This window comes from Natronosalvus sp. KLKA75 (genome assembly GCF_059736265.1).
Genome location: NZ_CM185522.1, coordinates 767,792 through 783,974, shown reverse-complemented (window position 1 = coordinate 783,974; position 16,183 = coordinate 767,792). Strand labels below are relative to the sequence as shown.

At 63.4% G+C, this 16,183-nt stretch carries 16 protein-coding genes; 9 read left to right on the top strand and 7 right to left on the bottom strand.

What is annotated here, in order from left to right; all coding sequences use genetic code 11:
* Positions 1-59: 59 nt before the first annotated feature.
* The 3 genes from AC6I65_RS03795 (at position 60) to map (ending at position 2,335) form a co-directional block, all read left to right on the top strand.
* Positions 60-1,019 (top strand): DUF368 domain-containing protein, encoded by a 960-nt coding sequence (locus tag AC6I65_RS03795; protein WP_497902740.1) that lies wholly within the window; start codon positions 60-62, stop codon positions 1,017-1,019.
* Positions 1,020-1,101: 82 nt separating this feature from the next.
* Positions 1,102-1,314, top strand: a complete 213-nt coding sequence (locus AC6I65_RS03790) for a hypothetical protein (RefSeq protein ID WP_497902739.1) — start codon at positions 1,102-1,104, stop codon at positions 1,312-1,314.
* 118 nt (positions 1,315-1,432) lie between these two features.
* Complete coding sequence (gene map / locus AC6I65_RS03785; protein ID WP_497902738.1) at positions 1,433-2,335, top strand: type II methionyl aminopeptidase; 903 nt, start codon at positions 1,433-1,435, stop codon at positions 2,333-2,335.
* A gap of 116 nt (positions 2,336-2,451) precedes the next feature.
* Here map and AC6I65_RS03780 read toward each other — a convergent pair whose 3' ends face one another.
* Positions 2,452-2,652 (bottom strand): DUF7835 family putative zinc beta-ribbon protein, encoded by a 201-nt coding sequence (locus AC6I65_RS03780; RefSeq protein ID WP_254159655.1) that lies wholly within the window; start codon positions 2,650-2,652, stop codon positions 2,452-2,454.
* Between the two features lie 314 nt (positions 2,653-2,966).
* Between AC6I65_RS03780 and AC6I65_RS03775 the strand changes: the two genes are divergently transcribed.
* Positions 2,967-3,512 carry an HIT family protein gene (locus AC6I65_RS03775; protein WP_497902737.1) on the top strand — a complete coding sequence of 182 codons (546 nt, stop codon included), beginning with the start codon at positions 2,967-2,969 and terminating at the stop codon, positions 3,510-3,512.
* Positions 3,513-3,540: 28 nt separating this feature from the next.
* Here the strand turns inward: AC6I65_RS03775 and AC6I65_RS03770 are convergent, their stop codons facing one another.
* The 3 genes from AC6I65_RS03770 to AC6I65_RS03760 form a co-directional block, all read right to left on the bottom strand.
* Positions 3,541-5,145: an acetolactate synthase large subunit gene (locus AC6I65_RS03770; protein ID WP_497902736.1), complete on the bottom strand. Its 1,605-nt coding sequence runs from the start codon at positions 5,143-5,145 to the stop codon at positions 3,541-3,543.
* A 6-nt stretch (positions 5,146-5,151) separates the two neighbouring features.
* Entirely contained in the window at positions 5,152-6,549 is a 1,398-nt protein-coding gene (locus AC6I65_RS03765; RefSeq protein ID WP_497902735.1) for an NAD-dependent succinate-semialdehyde dehydrogenase, read from the bottom strand.
* Positions 6,550-6,646: 97 nt separating this feature from the next.
* Positions 6,647-7,618: a DUF7351 domain-containing protein gene (locus AC6I65_RS03760; RefSeq protein ID WP_497902734.1), complete on the bottom strand. Its 972-nt coding sequence runs from the start codon at positions 7,616-7,618 to the stop codon at positions 6,647-6,649.
* A gap of 233 nt (positions 7,619-7,851) precedes the next feature.
* Here AC6I65_RS03760 and AC6I65_RS03755 point away from each other — a divergent pair, with 233 nt between their 5' ends.
* Both AC6I65_RS03755 and AC6I65_RS03750 read left to right on the top strand, forming a co-directional pair.
* Entirely contained in the window at positions 7,852-8,025 is a 174-nt protein-coding gene (locus tag AC6I65_RS03755; protein ID WP_497902733.1) for a DUF1059 domain-containing protein, read from the top strand.
* Between the two features lie 16 nt (positions 8,026-8,041).
* Positions 8,042-9,124: a class I SAM-dependent methyltransferase gene (locus AC6I65_RS03750; RefSeq protein WP_497902732.1), complete on the top strand. Its 1,083-nt coding sequence runs from the start codon at positions 8,042-8,044 to the stop codon at positions 9,122-9,124.
* Positions 9,125-9,162: 38 nt separating this feature from the next.
* On the opposite strand, the gene AC6I65_RS03745 is transcribed toward AC6I65_RS03750, so the two are convergent.
* Positions 9,163-10,410: a tRNA (N(6)-L-threonylcarbamoyladenosine(37)-C(2))-methylthiotransferase gene (locus tag AC6I65_RS03745; protein ID WP_497902731.1), complete on the bottom strand. Its 1,248-nt coding sequence runs from the start codon at positions 10,408-10,410 to the stop codon at positions 9,163-9,165.
* 139 nt (positions 10,411-10,549) lie between these two features.
* On the opposite strand from AC6I65_RS03745, the gene AC6I65_RS03740 reads away from it, so the two are divergent.
* Positions 10,550-12,487, top strand: a complete 1,938-nt coding sequence (locus AC6I65_RS03740) for a hypothetical protein (RefSeq protein WP_497902730.1) — start codon at positions 10,550-10,552, stop codon at positions 12,485-12,487.
* 296 nt (positions 12,488-12,783) lie between these two features.
* On the opposite strand, the gene AC6I65_RS03735 is transcribed toward AC6I65_RS03740, so the two are convergent.
* Complete coding sequence (locus AC6I65_RS03735) at positions 12,784-13,395, bottom strand: translation initiation factor IF-2 subunit beta (RefSeq protein WP_254159643.1); 612 nt, start codon at positions 13,393-13,395, stop codon at positions 12,784-12,786.
* Positions 13,396-13,441: 46 nt separating this feature from the next.
* A complete protein-coding gene (locus AC6I65_RS03730) occupies positions 13,442-14,188 on the bottom strand; it encodes a hypothetical protein (protein ID WP_497902729.1) in 747 nt (248 codons plus the stop codon).
* Between the two features lie 297 nt (positions 14,189-14,485).
* On the opposite strand from AC6I65_RS03730, the gene tnpA reads away from it, so the two are divergent.
* Both tnpA and AC6I65_RS03720 read left to right on the top strand, forming a co-directional pair.
* Positions 14,486-14,881, top strand: coding sequence for an IS200/IS605 family transposase (gene tnpA / locus AC6I65_RS03725; RefSeq protein WP_254159641.1), 396 nt, complete (start codon positions 14,486-14,488; stop codon positions 14,879-14,881).
* Complete coding sequence (locus AC6I65_RS03720; RefSeq protein ID WP_497902728.1) at positions 14,878-16,167, top strand: RNA-guided endonuclease InsQ/TnpB family protein; 1,290 nt, start codon at positions 14,878-14,880, stop codon at positions 16,165-16,167. The genes tnpA and AC6I65_RS03720 overlap by 4 nt, the downstream gene beginning before the upstream one ends.
* Positions 16,168-16,183: the final 16 nt, after the last annotated feature.

The window sequence follows — 16,183 nt, the reverse complement described above, 5'->3', positions numbered from 1 at the left end:
CGAATCGTCAGCCTCGACGACCGTCCGGCGAGCGCCACGCGCCCTCGAGGTGACGCGGCGTGGGCTATAGCGTCGACGAGCGCCTCGTCGAGCGCCTGTCGATGTTCCGAATCTACGCCTACGGGCTCTGCATGGGAACGGCGGACGCCCTCCCCGGCGTCTCCGGCGGAACGATCGCCCTCCTCCTCGGGTTCTACGGTCGGTTGATCGCGGCGATCACGTCGATCACCCCGACTCGTATCTGGACCGTGCTCAACGGCGTTCGTCCGGAGAACCGCAACTCGGCCAGAGAGGCACTCCTCGAGATGGACGTCGGCTTCTTGTTCCCGCTCGGACTCGGTGCAGTGACCGCCGTCGCGCTCATCGCCAGCGCGGTGTCGTCGCTCGCGGAATCACATCCCGTCGCCCTCTTTGGCTTTTTCACGGGGCTCATCGGGGCATCCGCAATCGTCCTCTACCGCGAGCTCCGGGTTCGGACGCGGACGGACGTACTCGTGGCCATCGCGGGCGTGTCGCTCGCATTGCTCATCGCGGCGAACGTCCTCGAGTTGCCGGGAAGCGGCGCGATCACCATCGTCTTCGCCGGCGCCCTCGCGATCAGCGCGATGATCCTGCCGGGCGTCTCCGGATCGCTCATCCTGATCCTGCTCGGCCAGTACGTCTTCCTCTCGGGCGAACTGAGCGCGTTTCTCTCGGGAATCGCCGGTCTCGCCGGCGGCGGGTCGCTCGAGGCCGTCCTCGCTCCCGGGACCACAGTGGTTCTGTTCATCGCTGGCGGGCTGGTCGGCCTGCTGAGCGTCGCGCGCATCGTCCGGGCAGCGCTCGATCGGCACCGAAACACGACGCTGATCTTTCTGGTGAGTCTCATCGCCGGCTCGACGCCCGCCCCGCTGCACAACATCGGCGAGACACACACCTGGACGACCGATACAGTCGTCCTGGCTGCCGTCTGGACCGTCGTCGGGGCGATTGCGCTCTTCGCGCTCGATCGACTCGTGGGCGGGTTCGACCCGGAGTGACCGCCCAGCCGACGGCTTGCGACTTGCGACGACTTGCGTATACTGGCACGCGAGGTAACCACCCTCGAGGGGTAGACCGGCTATGGTACTCAAACGGTTGGTGGGCTCGAAAGCGGCTCGATCGCTGACGGTCCTCTCGGTCGCCGCGGAGGCGAAACGGGCGTTCAAGAACGGACACCGGATCAGGGCAGCAGGACTGCTCGTCCTCGCGGCGCTCGCCTGGAAGTGGACGATGCTCGGGTTAATCGCCCAGGGCGTGCTCAAACTGGTCCGGGGCGGGCGAACGCCGGCCTAGAGCGTCGTCGATCCGGACGGAGACCGGCGCACGCCGAGAGTGGATCGGGCCCAACGGTGGCGGAATCGCGTCGAACTGTGACGCAATCTCTTTTTATCGACCCGCACAAGCACACGGCATGAGCGACAGCGCGGTCGACCTCGAGGCCGAACAGTACGAGAAGCATCGCGAAGCCGGGGCGATCCTCGCCCAGGTCCGCCAGGAAGCCGCCGACCGCGTTGAGGTCGGTGTGAGCCACCTCGAGGTCGCCGAGTACGCCGAAGACCGCATCAGGGAACTCGGGGGCCAGCCAGCGTTCCCCGTCAACATCTCTATCGACGAGGAGGCGGCCCACCGCACGCCGACCATCGACGACGAGTCCACCTTCGGCGAGGAGATGATCAACCTCGACATCGGCGTCCACGTCGACGGCTGGCTCGCCGACACCGCCATCACGGTCGACCTCTCTGGAAATCCCGAACTCGCGGAGGCCTCGAAGCAGGCTCTCGAGGCCGCCCTCGATCTCGTCGAACCTGGCGTAAACACCGGCGACATCGGCGCCGAAATCGAGGAGGTCATCGACGGCTACGGCTACAACCCCGTGGTCAACCTCACCGGCCACGGCCTGGGCCACTGGGAACAACACACCAGCCCGAACATCCCCAACCGGGCCGTCTCCCAGGGGACGACGCTCGAGGTGGGCGACGTCGTCGCCATCGAACCGTTCGCGACCGACGGCGGCGGGAAGGTGACCGAGGGCTCGAGCGAGGAGATTTACTCACTCGAGCGGGAGGCGTCGGTTCGCAACCGGCAGGCGCGAGACGCGCTCGCACAGATCACCGAGGAGTTCCGCACCCTGCCGTTTGCGACCCGCTGGCTCGAGACCGACCGCCCCGAGATGGCGCTTCGGCGGCTCAAGCGCCGGAACGTCGTCCACGGCTACCCCGTGCTCAAGGAGGACGAGGGCTGTCTGGTCAGTCAGAAAGAACACACCATTATCGTCACCGAAGACGGGTGTGAAGTCACGACGGCCGATCAGTGAACCGCCTCGGGGTCGAGCCTCGAACCGCCTGTTGACCGACCGGTAAGCGGATCGTCCGCAGAACACAACGTGAGGAAAAAAGGAAATGGGGACCGGGGGTCACTAGACGCTAGTGATCAGGCGTTGTTCATCCGCTGGCTCGAACGCGTTCCGCAGCGCTGGCACTCGGTGACGCGGTAGGGTTCGCGGGAAAACTGCGCGTTCTCTTTCTTCAGGCTCTCGGTGCGGATCTGCACGTTCACTTCGTGTAGCGTGTCCAGGTCGCACTCCTTGCAGTATTCGGTCAATCCGTTAAATGAGCTGTCAGTCGTTGCCATTGAGAGATTCTTCCGTTAGAGTAGTATTAAAACCCAGTTTCATTTCGGATCCTGAGTCGAGAAAACCGCAAGCAGGGGATTATACAGACCATAAGCAGGCCCGAGACGGTTTTAGACAGTTCAAACTCATTGCTCAGCGATTATTTCACGATTTCTTGAAAGTCGTGACAAAAATGTTAGTTTGGATTATCGACAAGGGCCGTGAGAACGGCCAACACGCCACAATAGCGGAATCGAGCCCGTCTGTCCTCGCGCTGCTCATCGTTCGCACCACCTCTCGACACCTCTTTCAGTTCGTCTCGAGTGGAACCCGTATGGACCGGATCTTTGCGCCGTGGCGAATCGAGTGGATCAGGCGCGAGGAGCAAAATCCGAACGTCGAGGAGTGCGTCTTCTGTGAACTTCCCGAGTGGGAAGACGAACGGGAGAACCGTCTCGTCGCCCGGAGTGACCACGCCTTCGTGTTGCTGAACAACGCCCCGTATAACCCCGGACACGTCATGGTGATCCCCCACCACCACACTGGCGACTACACCGAACTCACGGACGAGGAACTGCTCGACCACGCCCGCCTCAAACGACGGACCTTCGAGGCCCTCGAGACTGCCCTCGAACCGGACGGATTCAACGCCGGGCTGAACCTGGGAGAGGGCGCAGGTGGCTCGATCGGCGACCACCTGCACACTCACGTTGTCCCGCGGTGGCAGGGCGACACGAACTTCATGCCCGTCCTGAGCGACACTACCGTCATCGTCGAGGCACTCGAGGAGACGTACGCCCTCGTTCACGAGGCCTTCGCCGCCCAGGAGGGCGCGCAGGTCCCGGACGACTCGAGCGGGGTTCGGTTTGCGTTCGAGTAACCGCCTCGAGCGAGTTCGCAGGCGACGATCACCCGTTCGAGTCCGGACGTAACGCGTCCAGACGCACCTCGATCAGGGTTAGGTCGTCAGAGGGGACCGCTTGCGCGAACGCCAGTTCGATTTCGTCCCACGTCTCGGGGCGACGGGCGTCGATTCCGAAGCTCTCGGCGAAGGCGACGAAATCCGGGTTGGAGAGCGTCGTTCCGGTCGACTCCCCCCGATGGTCGACCTGTTGTGCAGAGATGAGTCCGTAATCGTCGTCGGTGAACACGACGATGGTGAACTCACAGCCGAGGCGCGTCGCGGTCTCGATCTCTGCCGCGTTCATCAGGAAGCCGCCGTCGCCAGTCGCGGCGACCACGTTCGCGTCCACGGCGAGGTCGGCCGCGAGCGCGCCCGGTACGGCGATACCCATGCTCGCCAGGCCGTTGGAGATGACGCAGGTATTGGGCTCGTAGGTCGGGTAATTCTGTGCAATCGCGAGTTTGTGGTTCCCCACGTCCGAGACGAGGACGTCTTCGTCGGCCATCGCCTCGCGAAGCAGGGGGAGTGCACTCCTGACGGTAACGGGATCGTCCACCTCCGGCGGCGCGGAAACGTGTTCGAGGATCCGGTCGTGTCGGTCGGCACACCACAGCGAGCAGGCGCCCGCAGAAAGGTGCTCGCCGATCGCCTCGAGGGACGCGCCGACGTCGGCGACGATCTCCACCTCGGGATTGTAGTGACGGTACACCTCCGCAGGTTCGTGATCGACGTGGACGACCGCCGTCTCGAGGTCGGGGTTCCAAGCCGCCGGGTCGTGCTCGGCGATGTCGTACCCGACGGCGACGACGCAGTCTGCCAGTTCGATGGCACGGGCGGCCTCCTCGTCCGGGCCGGAGTCGAGCGTCAGAAGCGACGCTGGTTCGCGGTCGGATATCGCTCCCTTCCCCATGTACGTCGCGACGACTGGAATGTCGAGGCGATCGACGAACGCGCGCAGTCGATCGGAGGCACGGGTCCGCACCGCACCATTTCCGGCGAGGAGGATCGGCCGTTCGGCCGCCTCGATCGTCCGGGCCGCTCGTGCCGCCGATTCGGTATCCGGGTCGGGTCGACGCACCTGATCGTGCTGGGGGATCGGACTGGCGTCGATGGATTCGCCGGCGACGTCCTCGGGGAACTCGAGGTGGGTCGCCCCCGGCTTCTCGTACTCGGCGAGTTTGAACGCCTTGCGGATAGATTCGGGGACGATCTCCGGGGCAGTCAGCTGAGCGTTCCACTTGACGATCGGCTCGAAGATGTCGACCACCTCGAGCGCCTGATGGCTCTCCTTGTGGAGCCGTTCCAGGCCGCCCTGGCCAGTGATCGCGACGACCGGGCTCTTGTCGAGGTGAGCGTCCGCGACCCCGGTGACGAGGTTGGTCGCACCGGGGCCGAGCGTCGACAGGCAGACGCCCGCCTTGCCGGTCAATCGACCGTGTACGTCGGCCATGAACGCCGCGCCCTGTTCGTGGCGGGTCGGGACGAACGTGATCGACGACTCCCGGAGCGAGAACAGGAGGTCCTCGATTTCTTCACCGGGAAGGCCGAAGACGTGCTCGACACCCTCTTCCTCGAGGCAGGCGACGAGCAGGTTGGATGCAGTGGACACGGGGACTCACTCCGTGGGAACCACATCGTCTTCGTCACCAGGCGACTGGACCCACACGGTCTTTCGATTGACGAACTCGTGGATTCCTTCCTTCCCGAGTTCCCGGCCGTATCCCGACGCCTTCACGCCGCCGAAGGGCACCCGCGGATCGGATTTGACGAGTTCGTTGACGAACACGCAGCCGGCGTCGATCTCGCGGGCGAGTCCCTCGCCGTGCTCGAGATCGGCCGTCCAAATCGAGGCGCCGAGTCCGTAGTGGATGTCGTTGGCCATCTCGATCGCGTCGGCCTCGTCCTCGGCGCGGAAGACCGCCGCGACCGGGCCGAACACCTCTTCGGTCGCCGCGGGACTGTCCGCGGGCGGTTCCGCGAGCACCGTCGGCGGGTAGTACCAGCCCTCGCGGTCCATCGGATCGCCGCCACACGCGAGGTCGGCGCCGGCGTCGACGCTCGCTTCGACCTGTTCGTGGAGGTCCTCCACGAGGTCCTCGCGGGCCTGCGGACCGATCTGGGTATCCGAGTCCGTCGGGTCACCCACCTCGAGGGCCTCCATCTCCTGGACGAACCGATCGAGGAAGTCCTCGAAGACGGTGTCGACGACGATGAATCGCTTGGCGGCGATACAGGACTGGCCGGAGTTGATCGTCCGCGCCGCGACGCCGGTCTCGGCCGCTGCGTCGAGGTCGGCGTCTTCGCACACGACGAACGGGTCGCTCCCGCCGAGTTCGAGGACGTGCTTCTTCAACTCGTTCCCGGCCTGCTCGGCGACGGTCCGTCCCGCGCCCTCGCTCCCCGTGAGCGTCACCGCGTCGAGGCGGTCGTCCCGGATCACGTCCTCCATCTTCTCGGAGTCGACCAGCAGCGTCGAGAAGACGCCCTCCGGGTAGCCCGCCTCCCGGAAGACGTCCTCGATCGCCAGCGCGCAGCCCGGTACGTTCGAGGCGTGTTTCAGCAGGCCGACGTTGCCCGCCGTGAGGTGGGGCGCGGCGAACCGGAACACCTGCCAGAACGGGAAGTTCCAGGGCATCACCGCGAGCACCGCGCCGAGCGGTTCGTAGGAGACGAACGTCCGCGCGTGGGGTTCGCTCCCGATAACCCGATCCGCGAGGAACTCGCCTGCGCGTTCGGCGTAGTACTCACAGACCCAGGCGCACTTCTCGACTTCCGCCCGGGATTCGGAGATCGGTTTCCCCATCTCGCGGGTGATCAACTCGGCGTACTCGTCCTCGCGCTCGCGCAGGATCTCGGCCGCGCGCTCGAGTAATTGCTGTCGATCAGTGATGCTCGTTGCCGCCCAATCGTTCGTAACCGCCGCCGATTCGTCGAGGATGGAATCGACGTCGTCCGCAGTGTGATCGTCGTACGTTTCAATCACCTCGCCCGTCGCCGGATTGATGCTGTCCATTGTCGTGACCCTCCTGCTGCACGGTCAGGCGTTCTAACAGCGCAGGTACCATAGAGCCCCACCCAGCGAATGTACCGTCGAGTAGGCAACCGTTGAGTCAGTGTTTTCGCTCCCGCCGATTTACATCCACCACCTCCATCCGTTCATCGTACGTCACCTGCAGCGCTTCGTCCTCCAACGGAATCGAGATGCCGATACGAAGCGGATCCTCCGAGAGGAGTTCCTCCTCGAAGTCGAGGAGGAGTGCGCGCTGTTCGTACGTGGCTAGGTCGAACTCGATGCCGTGCTCGTAATAGAACGCGGTCACTGCCGGCTGTCTCGACGGGTAGAACAACGTCGGCATCCGCCACCGAAATTTACACCCCTCGCAGACGTGCGAGACGAGCATCCAGAAGAGCGACCCACAGCCCTCACAGAACTGGTACTCGTTCCAATCGGGGTGATGGTCGTCGCAGATATCGACCGCGGTAACGGGCATATCGCTCGCACACTCCGGACAGACGCCGTCTATTACGGATGCTCGTCGATGCGTGCCCCAGATCCGATCGGCTTCGTTGATTTCGTTCGGCGTGCGATTCCGTAACCCCGACGGTGGGAACTCGTTTTTGCTGATGACGCCGGGCGGGAAGGTATCGACGCACCGGGCGTCGCAGTCGGTACATTCCAGGTATCGCCACCCATCCCGGTAGCTCCACTTAGGTTTCCCTCCGCAGTACCAACACGAGATATCCACCGCCACTGGTTCGATCTCCGGATCGTCGATCGCGGTGCCGGAAAGGAGCATTCTGACGATCCGCTTTCCCGAATCTCTGAGTTCGTATCCATCTTCGGTCCGCCGGACGAAGTAACCCGTGAGCTTGTTCAAGTGGTAGTTGAGACGGCCGGGATCCTCGACGCCGATGCGTTGGCGAAGTTCGGCGAACCGCAATGGCGTCTCGTCTGTAGGATCATGTGCGTCCCAGAGGACCTGTAATACTGCCAGTCTGGTCTCGTCCGAGAGGAGCTGGAACGCCTCGTCTCCGGTGGATTGAGCTGACCCCGCTGTTTCGCTCGGAATTGAGGAGTCCATACAGAAACCACGCGAACGACGATAAAGACGTTTCCTCACGTTAGCATACAGCATAGTATCGGGCCGCGAAGGGCCTCGAGAGTCGTCGAGGGGATCGCACCCATACTGCATCGGGTTCGGGACAAGACATCATATTAGTTATAGAACCATAGTTCGATCAGCAATCCAATAGAAATATCGTTCTAATTATATTTATTCTGGTCGTGGTCGATGGTGTATCCGGGGGTACAGAAATGGCACAGGCCCACAGGCTGGATTGCGAATCGGCAACTGGCGATTGCCGGTTCATTATTCAGTCGGAAAACGAGGAAGAAACGATCGAATTAGCGAAATCGCACCTGCGTGACGTCCACAGGAAGGACTACGCAGTCGAGGAACTCCGGAGTGAACACCTCAAAATCGTGTAGCGACGGAAATGAGACAATGACAACAGAAACCCGAACAGAAGCGGATCCGATCGACGAACAGCAACTGAACGAACTCGTGGAGACGTCGCTCGTCGATCTCGGCGCGACGGTCCACGCCGCGCTCGCCGTCATCGGCGACGAACTCGATCTCTATACGACACTGGACGACGCCGGGCCGCTCACGTCCACCGAGGTAGCAGAAAAAACGGATACCGCGGAGCGCTACGTCCGCGAATGGCTGCGTTCGCAGGCCGCCGGCGGATACGTGACCTACGACCCCGAGACCGACCGCTACGGTCTCTCTCCCGAGCAGGCGTACGTGTTAGCCAACAGGGAGAGTCCGGTGTTCATGCCGGGCGCCTTTCAGCTCGTCACGTCGGTAGCCAAGATCGAACCCGACCTTACCGAGGCGTTTCGAACGGGCGAGGGCATCGGCTGGCACGAACACGACGAGGACGTGTTTCACGGCACCGAACGCTTCTTCGGCCCGTCCTACGGGGCCTTCCTGCTCGACTGGATCGAGGCGCTCGACGGGGTAGATGCAGCGTTGAAAGCGGGTGGACGGATCGCTGACATTGGCTGTGGACACGGCGCACCGACGATCCGCATGGCCGAAGCGTACCCCGACTCGAGGGTCGTCGGTATCGACTACCACGAAGCCTCGATAGCGGTAGCGCGCGAGCGGGCGGAAGCGGCGAATGTTGCCGATCGCGTCGATTTCGGGGTGGCGACCGCACGGGAGTACAACGGAACGGACTACGACCTGGTAACGATGTTCAACTGTTTCCACGACATGGGCGATCCCGTCGGCGTGGCGGCCCACGTCCGAGAGACGCTCACCGACGACGGTGCGTGGATGATCGTCGAACCCTACGCCGAGGACGACGTCGAAGATAACCTCACGCCGTTTGGCCGTCTCGCGTACGCGATCTCGACGGTGGCCTGTACGCCGAATTCGCTCAGTCAGGACGTCGGCTACGGGCTCGGCGCCCAGGCGGGTGAAGAGCAGACTCGCGACGTCGTCACCGAGGGCGGGTTTACGCGCTTTCGCCGCGCGGCGGAGACGCCGACCAGTCTGGTCTTCGAAGCGAAGCCCTAGAATTACCGAAAAGTGAGCCTGCGCGTACGGACACAGACTCAGATCGGTTCGGCGAACGCGTACACCGTGTTCGCGCTCGTCACCTCGAGGTCGACGAACTGCCCGGGCTCGAGGCCGTACTCGCTGGCGTTGCGGACGATGAGCTGTCGGTACGCCGAATCGCGACACTTCACCGAGTCGCCCGTCCCCTCCTCGACGACCAGGGCGTTCTCCCGGGTCTCGCCGACCATCTCCTCGTAGGCGGCGCCGACGATCTCGAGTTTGAGTTCGGACATCGCCTTCGAGCGCTCCTTCTTGATCGTGCCGCCGAGGCCCTTCATCTCGGCGGCGTCGGTGCCGGGTCGCTTCGAGAACCGGGTGACGTTGATCTTCTCGGGCCGGGTCTCTCGCAGGAGGGCCATCGACTGCTCGTGATCGTGGTCGGTCTCGGTCGGGAAGCCGACGATGAAGTCCGTCGAGAGCGTCCAGTAGCCGAGCGCCTCGTCGAAGGTTTCGACGACCTCGAGGTACTCGCTGACCTGGTGCTGGCGACGCATGTCGCCGAGGACGTCGTCGCTACCCGACTGCACGGGCGCGTGCAGGAAGTCGTAGAGTTCGTCGTTCGCCGCGAAGACGTCGGCGAGTTCCTCGCGGATGCCGTGGACGCCCTTCGGGTTGGCCATCCCGACGCGCACGCGAAAGTCTCCATCGATGGCGCAGATACGCTCGAGGAGTTCGTGGAGTTTGCGTTCACCGGTGTCCCAGCCGTAGACGCCGGTGTCCTGGCCGGTAATTCGGAGTTCTTTCGCCCCCGCGTGGACGAGCGCGCGCGCCTTCTCGACGTTCTCCTCGATCGGCGGCGACTCGATCTTACCCGTTGCCTGCTTCGTGATGCAGTACGAGCAGTCGGACATACAGCCGCGCGCGATGGGGAGGATGCCGATAACGCCGTCGAGGATCGGCTCGGCGTCGGGGGTCGTCGTCGGACACTCGCCGTTGGTGACCGCAGTCGGAACCTCGTCCCAGTGGAGGACCTGTGCGTCGAGGCCGGCGAACTCCTCGCCCTGGGCGAGCGCCATACAGCCGGTGACGAACAGGTCGGCCGTCTCCTCGCTCAGTTCCGTGGCTCGCTCGAGCATGTTTCGCTCGGTCTTCTCGACGACGGTACAGGTGTTGAGGATGGCGACGTCGGCCGTTTCCGGGCCGTCGACGCGATAGTGGCCCGCGTCACGGAGACGCCGCTCGATCTCGCGGCTCTCGCCGCGATTCGACGTGCAGCCGTAGGTCTCGATGTGATAGCGGGCCACGGGTGTTACTCGCGAATGGGGCGTCAGCGGCCAAAAGCCCGACGGATCGTCATCGGTCTTCGCTGGCAAATATTGTTATCTGCTAACAAGCGGACACAGAAACTATTATGCGTATGAAGTGTCCACCTTACCAGTAGGTATGATGCGCAAGAAACAAATTGGTGCACTGGTGCTGTCGCTCTTTCTCGTCGCGAGTCTGGGAGCGACGGCGATCGCGGCGACGCAGTCTACGGGCGCGTCGACGCAGGAAGAATTCGACGCGGACCCCGACGAAGCGGACGAAGTCTACGTCTCCGAGAACGGCGACGCCGTCCTCGTCTACGAGGATACCTCGGACGATTCCGACGCAGAGGCCGTCTCCGGTACGTTCGGTATCGAGACCCAGACGGGACTCATGCACGCCCTCTACGGCGCCGACTTCACCGAGATGGACGAGAACGCTAGCGAGGAACTCGGCATGGTCGGGGACGCCTCGTTCCGGATGTCCCCCGAGTCGGTCACGAGTGCGGCCGACCTCACGTTCCGAGACGTCGACGCCTACGAGGAGTTCAGTGCCGACGTCAACCTCGAGCAGTCTCGAACGACCTACTCGGCGAACGCCAACCTCGCGATGGTGATCAACGAGAGTAACTACGTCGAAACGGAGGAATCGGTCGACATCTCCGCACAGACCAGAACCACCGCGACGACGTTCGAATCCTCGGGGACGATGACCGTCGACAGTGGGACCCCCGCTGGAGAGGGTGACTCCACTATCGACATGACGCTTACCCAGAGCGACGACCAGTACGACCTCTCGGTGAGCGAAACGCGAGCGCTCAGCGACTACGAGCAGGACAACTGGGCCACCGAGGAGGACGCACGCGCTGCCCTCGACCGCCAGTTCCAGTCCGTCGCGATGAACTTCGGCGGGGACTACGACCTCACGCTCGAGTCATACAGCTACGACGACAGCGGCGAGTCGGCGACGGTCGACCTCGAGTATTCGGTTACCTTCACCGGCATTAGCGACCAGGTTGCCGACATGATCGCGATGGAACTCCAGAACGATCCCGAACTCGACCTCGACGAAACTGAGGCGCGAGCGATCGCCGACCGCCTCGCCGAGTTGCACATCGAAGAAATCCAGTTCTCCGCCGAGCAGGACGGCTCGACGGTCGTCATCGACTGGAACACCGAGATCCACAACTACGACCAGGTCGTCCTGGGCGTCATCGAGATCGCCGAATCACTCGACGACGTCGACGACGAGCTCGCCGACCAGTTCGACGAGGCCCGGCAGATGATCGAGGCTCAGAAGGAAGCGGACCTCGTCCAGACGACCGAATACGACCTCTCGATGACCCAGGCGCCGAACGAGACGAGTCTGGAGTTCAGTTCCTCGGCCGACGCCGAGAACTGGGGAGACTACGTCGACGGACTCGAGGAGCGCGACGTCGAGCAGTTCCTCGCGGAGACGACGCTCTCCTTCGAGGCCGAGACGGTCGACGGCGACGTCAACATCGTCTACGACTACGCCGCCAAGGACGACGAGTTGCTCGAGCGCATCCTCGACGAGTACGAGCAAATGGCAGAACAGGATCCGATGATCGGCGAGGAAGTCACCGCTGCCATCGAGAACTTCCGCGCTGCCGAGTTCGAGACGACGAAGGCGACGATGTCGATCACCGAGGAGGAAGCCGAGTTCGAGACGGCCGCGGCGTTCGGCAACATGACCGAACTCGAGGGCGTCCCCTTCGAGACCGAGAACGGCCTCACGATCACGGCGGTCCACGGCGAGACCGAGAACGCGACGACGACGATGTACGTCACTGTCGAAGGATTCGTCGGCGAGGACGCCGACGAGGCCGAGGTTCGCGAGCAGCGCCAGGTCGGGGAAGACACGACCGTCAACCTGCCCGGCGAGTGGGACCGCGAGTTCCCCTCGATCAACGAAGACGAGGTCCGCTCGTTCCTCGAGGAGGGTGAGGACGACGACTCGCTGCTCCCGATTTCGACGACCGCTGCCGCCGCAGCAGGCGTCGCCGGTATTGCCGTCATCGGTGGTCTGTTCGTGGCCTACCGGCGGTTCTACTGAACAGGGAGTCGATTTTCGTTTTTGCTGGTGGTTCAACGTTCACGTCCGCCTCGCGCCTCTCGAACAGGAGCGAGCGGTACCGACTAGACGTAGCAGGAACGAGTCTCCGTCTTCGACGATGACGACGTTTCCGAGTGAACCGTGCCTTGGTTGTGCAGTTCTTGCGTCAAATAGGCCGGTTCGCCACGTCTCACATCGATAGCCGACTGACAAGTTCTCCTACCAAATACTGTCGGCTCAAGGCTCGTGTCCAATTACAAAGAGTAGCATCTGACCGAACCGAGCGAACTCGAGGGTCAGTCGATTCGAGCGAATGCCAGGTTGCCCGAGATGTTCTTGATGTAGATGTCGACGACGTCGCCCTCGCTCGCACCGGGGACGAAGATTGTGTACTCGCCCTTCTCAGCGACTCCGTCGCCCTTGCGACCCGTACCCGTAATCTCGACGGTGTAGGTCTGGCCTTCCTCGACGGCCTCGCGCTGGGTCTGTTGCTGGGCGCTCGAAGAGCGCTTCGTCACCGGGCGGAACGCCCCGCAGGCGTCACACCGGAGCATCGGGGTGCGGTCCTCGCGGACGAGTCGCGTGTCGGGCAGGCCACACTCCGAACAGCGGACGTACTCCTCGACGTAGGCGTCGATCGCGGCGTCGAAGTCCTGGCCGGAGAACGAACCGTTGTACCGGCCGCGGCCGTCGGCCAGTTTTCCGTTCGTCCCGAGTTCGCGCTGGACGAACCGGTGGAGGTGGTCGGTCTCTCGCGAGAGGACGTCCGCGATCTCGCCGAGGTTGGTAAACCGGGTGAAGGCACCGTCCTTCTGGGGCTGGGCGTCGGGAATCTGCAGTCGGTCGTCGTCCCCGCCGATGTCGGGGACATTCTCCATCGCGCGCTCGAGGCTCGCTTCGTAATCCATACTCGAGCCAAGTGGCCCGCGACGTAAATCCGTTCTGCTCTCGCGTTCAGGGCGCTAGCGCCGGGTTTTCGTCCTCGGGGTCGGCGCTCACGGCCTCGAGTTCGAGTGTGCCGGTCGTCGTCTCGCCGTCGAGTCGCGCCCTGGGGATGGCGACGAGTTCGATTTCCTCGCCGATTGAGAAGGCGTCGACGAGGTCGTGTTCGAGTTCGACGGCGAGCGTCCGGTCGTCGTCGCTGATGGCGATGGTCTGGGCGTCGACGCAGGTCGCTCGATCCGGCTCGAGCGTGAATGGCCCGTTCGCGTTACAGTGACGACAGCGCCCCGGTCGACGCAGGAATCGTCCCGGCTGGCGGACCGAGACGAGTTCCTCGCAGTGGTCACAGCGGAAACCAGCGACGGCGACCCGCGGGCCGGGCGCGTCCACGTCGGCGACGGTCCCCTCGACGGTCACGAGCCGGTTGAGGTGGTCCGTCCCGAGGTCCGACAGCGAGTGGCGGACGCTCGTCGGGGCCCCGGTCACCCGCAGGTAGACCCGGTCGTCCGGGTGAATCCGCCCCTCCCGCGCCCCGAGTTCCTCGGCGAACTCGCCGAGGGCCGCCCGCCCGGCCTCGAGGGTCCGGTCGGGTTGTTCGAGCAGCGGCGCCGAAAAACGGTAGTCGGTCCCGCAGCGGTCGAACGGGACGGTGAGCGACCGGCGGTCGGGGAATCGCTCGAGGAGCGCCCTGACCTCGTCTGCTGCGGGTCGAAACACGTGCGTTCGCCACTTGTCGACCAGTTCGCGGTCCGAGACCATGGGCGACCTTCGCTCTCGCGGGACTTTGGTAGTCGTCGGCTAACAGCCTTCAGCACGGCGGGAAGCGGTCGCTCGAGTCGGTGGGGAGGAGGGTAAAGCCGAATCCGGGTCAGCGTGGACGGCGAGTGAATCATCCGGGTTAGCATGCACAGCAAGTGAATGACATGGCTTTCGAGTGCAAGCCTTGCCCTTCTGGGTGGGATCAGCCGGACACTCCGGCCACACAGTCCACCAACGATGGCAGGGCTGGGGTTCGACCGAAGCACTTACCGCCCATGCTAACTATGGTATACATGCATAGTGAAGAGCACCCGTCACGCTGTCTATGACCTCTACTACCACGTAGTATTCATCCCGAAGTACCGGGAGCAGCGTCTCACGGGTGCCGCCGCCGACCGGCTTCACTCCATCTTCGAAGAAATCTGCGACGACAAAGACCTCGAACTGGTCGAAGCCGAAATCATGCCTGACCACGTCCACCTCTTCATCGGCAGTCCGCCGAAGAACGCCCCGTCACTCATCGTCAACTGGGTGAAGGGAATTTCCGCCCGGTGGTACAATGAGCGGTCCAACGACCGTATCAAGTGGACGCGCTCGTACTATGTCGGGACTGCCGGCAGCGTCTCGAAAGACGCCGTCAAGCAGTACATCCGCGAGCAGAAGGACAAGCAAGACGGGAGGTGGACTGCATGAGGCGCGTTAACTCCTTTACCGTCGTCCCGCGCTCCGACGCCGACGAAGAACTGCTTCACAGGCTGTTGGACGCCTCTGCCTCGCTGTGGAACCAAATCACCTACCAGCGCCGGCAGAACTTCACCGACCCCGACATCGACAAGTCGGTGTGGGATACCGAGGACTACCGCAAACAGTACGTCGGTGTCCTCGGAAGTGCCACCGCCCAACAGGTGATTCGCAAGAACACCGAAGCGTGGCGGTCGTTCTTTGCCCTGAAAGAGAAGGGGGAAGCCAACGGCCTGCCGGGGTACTGGGGCAACGAGGAAGAAGGGCGGGAGTTGCGGACGTATATTCGCAACGACCAGTACACGCTCCGGTGGGGCGACCGCTCGACCATCGAAATCACGGTCGGCAGCGACCTCAAGGATGAGTACGACATGGGCTACCGCGAACGCCTCACACTCGGCGTTCGTGGGAAGCCGAAGTGGTCGGACGACCAAGGCCGGCTGGAACTGTACTACGACGAGTTGAGCGGCCAATTCAGGGCCATTCAACCTGTCACCACGAATGTTTCTCGACAGGACTCACCATTAGCCGACGAGACGGCTGCTCTGGATATTGGCGCAAACAACATCGTCGCCTGTACAACCACGACCGGCCAGCAGTATCTTTACAAGGGGCGCAACCTGTTCGAGCGGTTCCGCGAGACGACCCGCCGAATCGCGGACCACCAATCGAAGGTGAAGCGCGAAGAGGGCCGGTACACGTCGAAGCGGATTCGACGGCTGTACCGCCGACGGACGCGACGACGCGACCACGCCATGGACGCACTTGCCCGCGACCTCTTCGATCGGTTGTACGGGGAAGGTGTTTCCACCGTGTACGTCGGCGACCTCACCGACGTATTGGAAACGCACTGGTCGGTGCGGGCGAACCAGAAGACGCACAACTTCTGGGCATTCCGCGCGTTTATCGACCGGCTGGCGTGTACCGCCGAGGAGTACGGCATCGTCGTCGAAGTCCGCCCCGAAGCGTGGACCTCGCAGACGTGTCCCCAGTGCGGCTCAACGGAGGACACGACTCGACACAAAGACACGCTCACCTGTCCGTGTGGCTTCGAGGGCCACGCGGACCTCACGGCGTCGGAGACGTTCCTCCGACGGCACGAAGGAAACGTACCACGGCCGATGGCACGGCCCGTATGCCTCAAGTGGGACGACCACCGATGGTCGGCGTCACCACGCGCTCACCGTCCCAACGAGGAGCATACACACCCGCAAGTTACCGCCGGGGAATCGGCGTAGCCGAACCCCCACGGTG

Excerpts from the sequence above, each read along its gene's own strand:
- AC6I65_RS03750 (WP_497902732.1), top strand. The coding sequence starts at position 8,042 with ATGACAACAGAAACCCGAACAGAAGCGGATCCGATCGACGAACAGCAA.
- AC6I65_RS03735 (WP_254159643.1), bottom strand. The coding sequence starts at position 13,395 with ATGGATTACGAAGCGAGCCTCGAGCGCGCGATGGAGAATGTCCCCGAC.
- AC6I65_RS03790 (WP_497902739.1), top strand. The coding sequence starts at position 1,102 with ATGGTACTCAAACGGTTGGTGGGCTCGAAAGCGGCTCGATCGCTGACG.
- AC6I65_RS03765 (WP_497902735.1), bottom strand. The coding sequence starts at position 6,549 with ATGGACAGCATCAATCCGGCGACGGGCGAGGTGATTGAAACGTACGAC.
- AC6I65_RS03760 (WP_497902734.1), bottom strand. The coding sequence starts at position 7,618 with ATGGACTCCTCAATTCCGAGCGAAACAGCGGGGTCAGCTCAATCCACC.
- AC6I65_RS03720 (WP_497902728.1), top strand. The coding sequence starts at position 14,878 with ATGAGGCGCGTTAACTCCTTTACCGTCGTCCCGCGCTCCGACGCCGAC.
- AC6I65_RS03775 (WP_497902737.1), top strand. The coding sequence starts at position 2,967 with ATGGACCGGATCTTTGCGCCGTGGCGAATCGAGTGGATCAGGCGCGAG.
- AC6I65_RS03740 (WP_497902730.1), top strand. The coding sequence starts at position 10,550 with ATGATGCGCAAGAAACAAATTGGTGCACTGGTGCTGTCGCTCTTTCTC.
- AC6I65_RS03730 (WP_497902729.1), bottom strand. The coding sequence starts at position 14,188 with ATGGTCTCGGACCGCGAACTGGTCGACAAGTGGCGAACGCACGTGTTT.
- AC6I65_RS03755 (WP_497902733.1), top strand. The coding sequence starts at position 7,852 with ATGGCACAGGCCCACAGGCTGGATTGCGAATCGGCAACTGGCGATTGC.
- map (WP_497902738.1), top strand. The coding sequence starts at position 1,433 with ATGAGCGACAGCGCGGTCGACCTCGAGGCCGAACAGTACGAGAAGCAT.
- AC6I65_RS03780 (WP_254159655.1), bottom strand. The coding sequence starts at position 2,652 with ATGGCAACGACTGACAGCTCATTTAACGGATTGACCGAATACTGCAAG.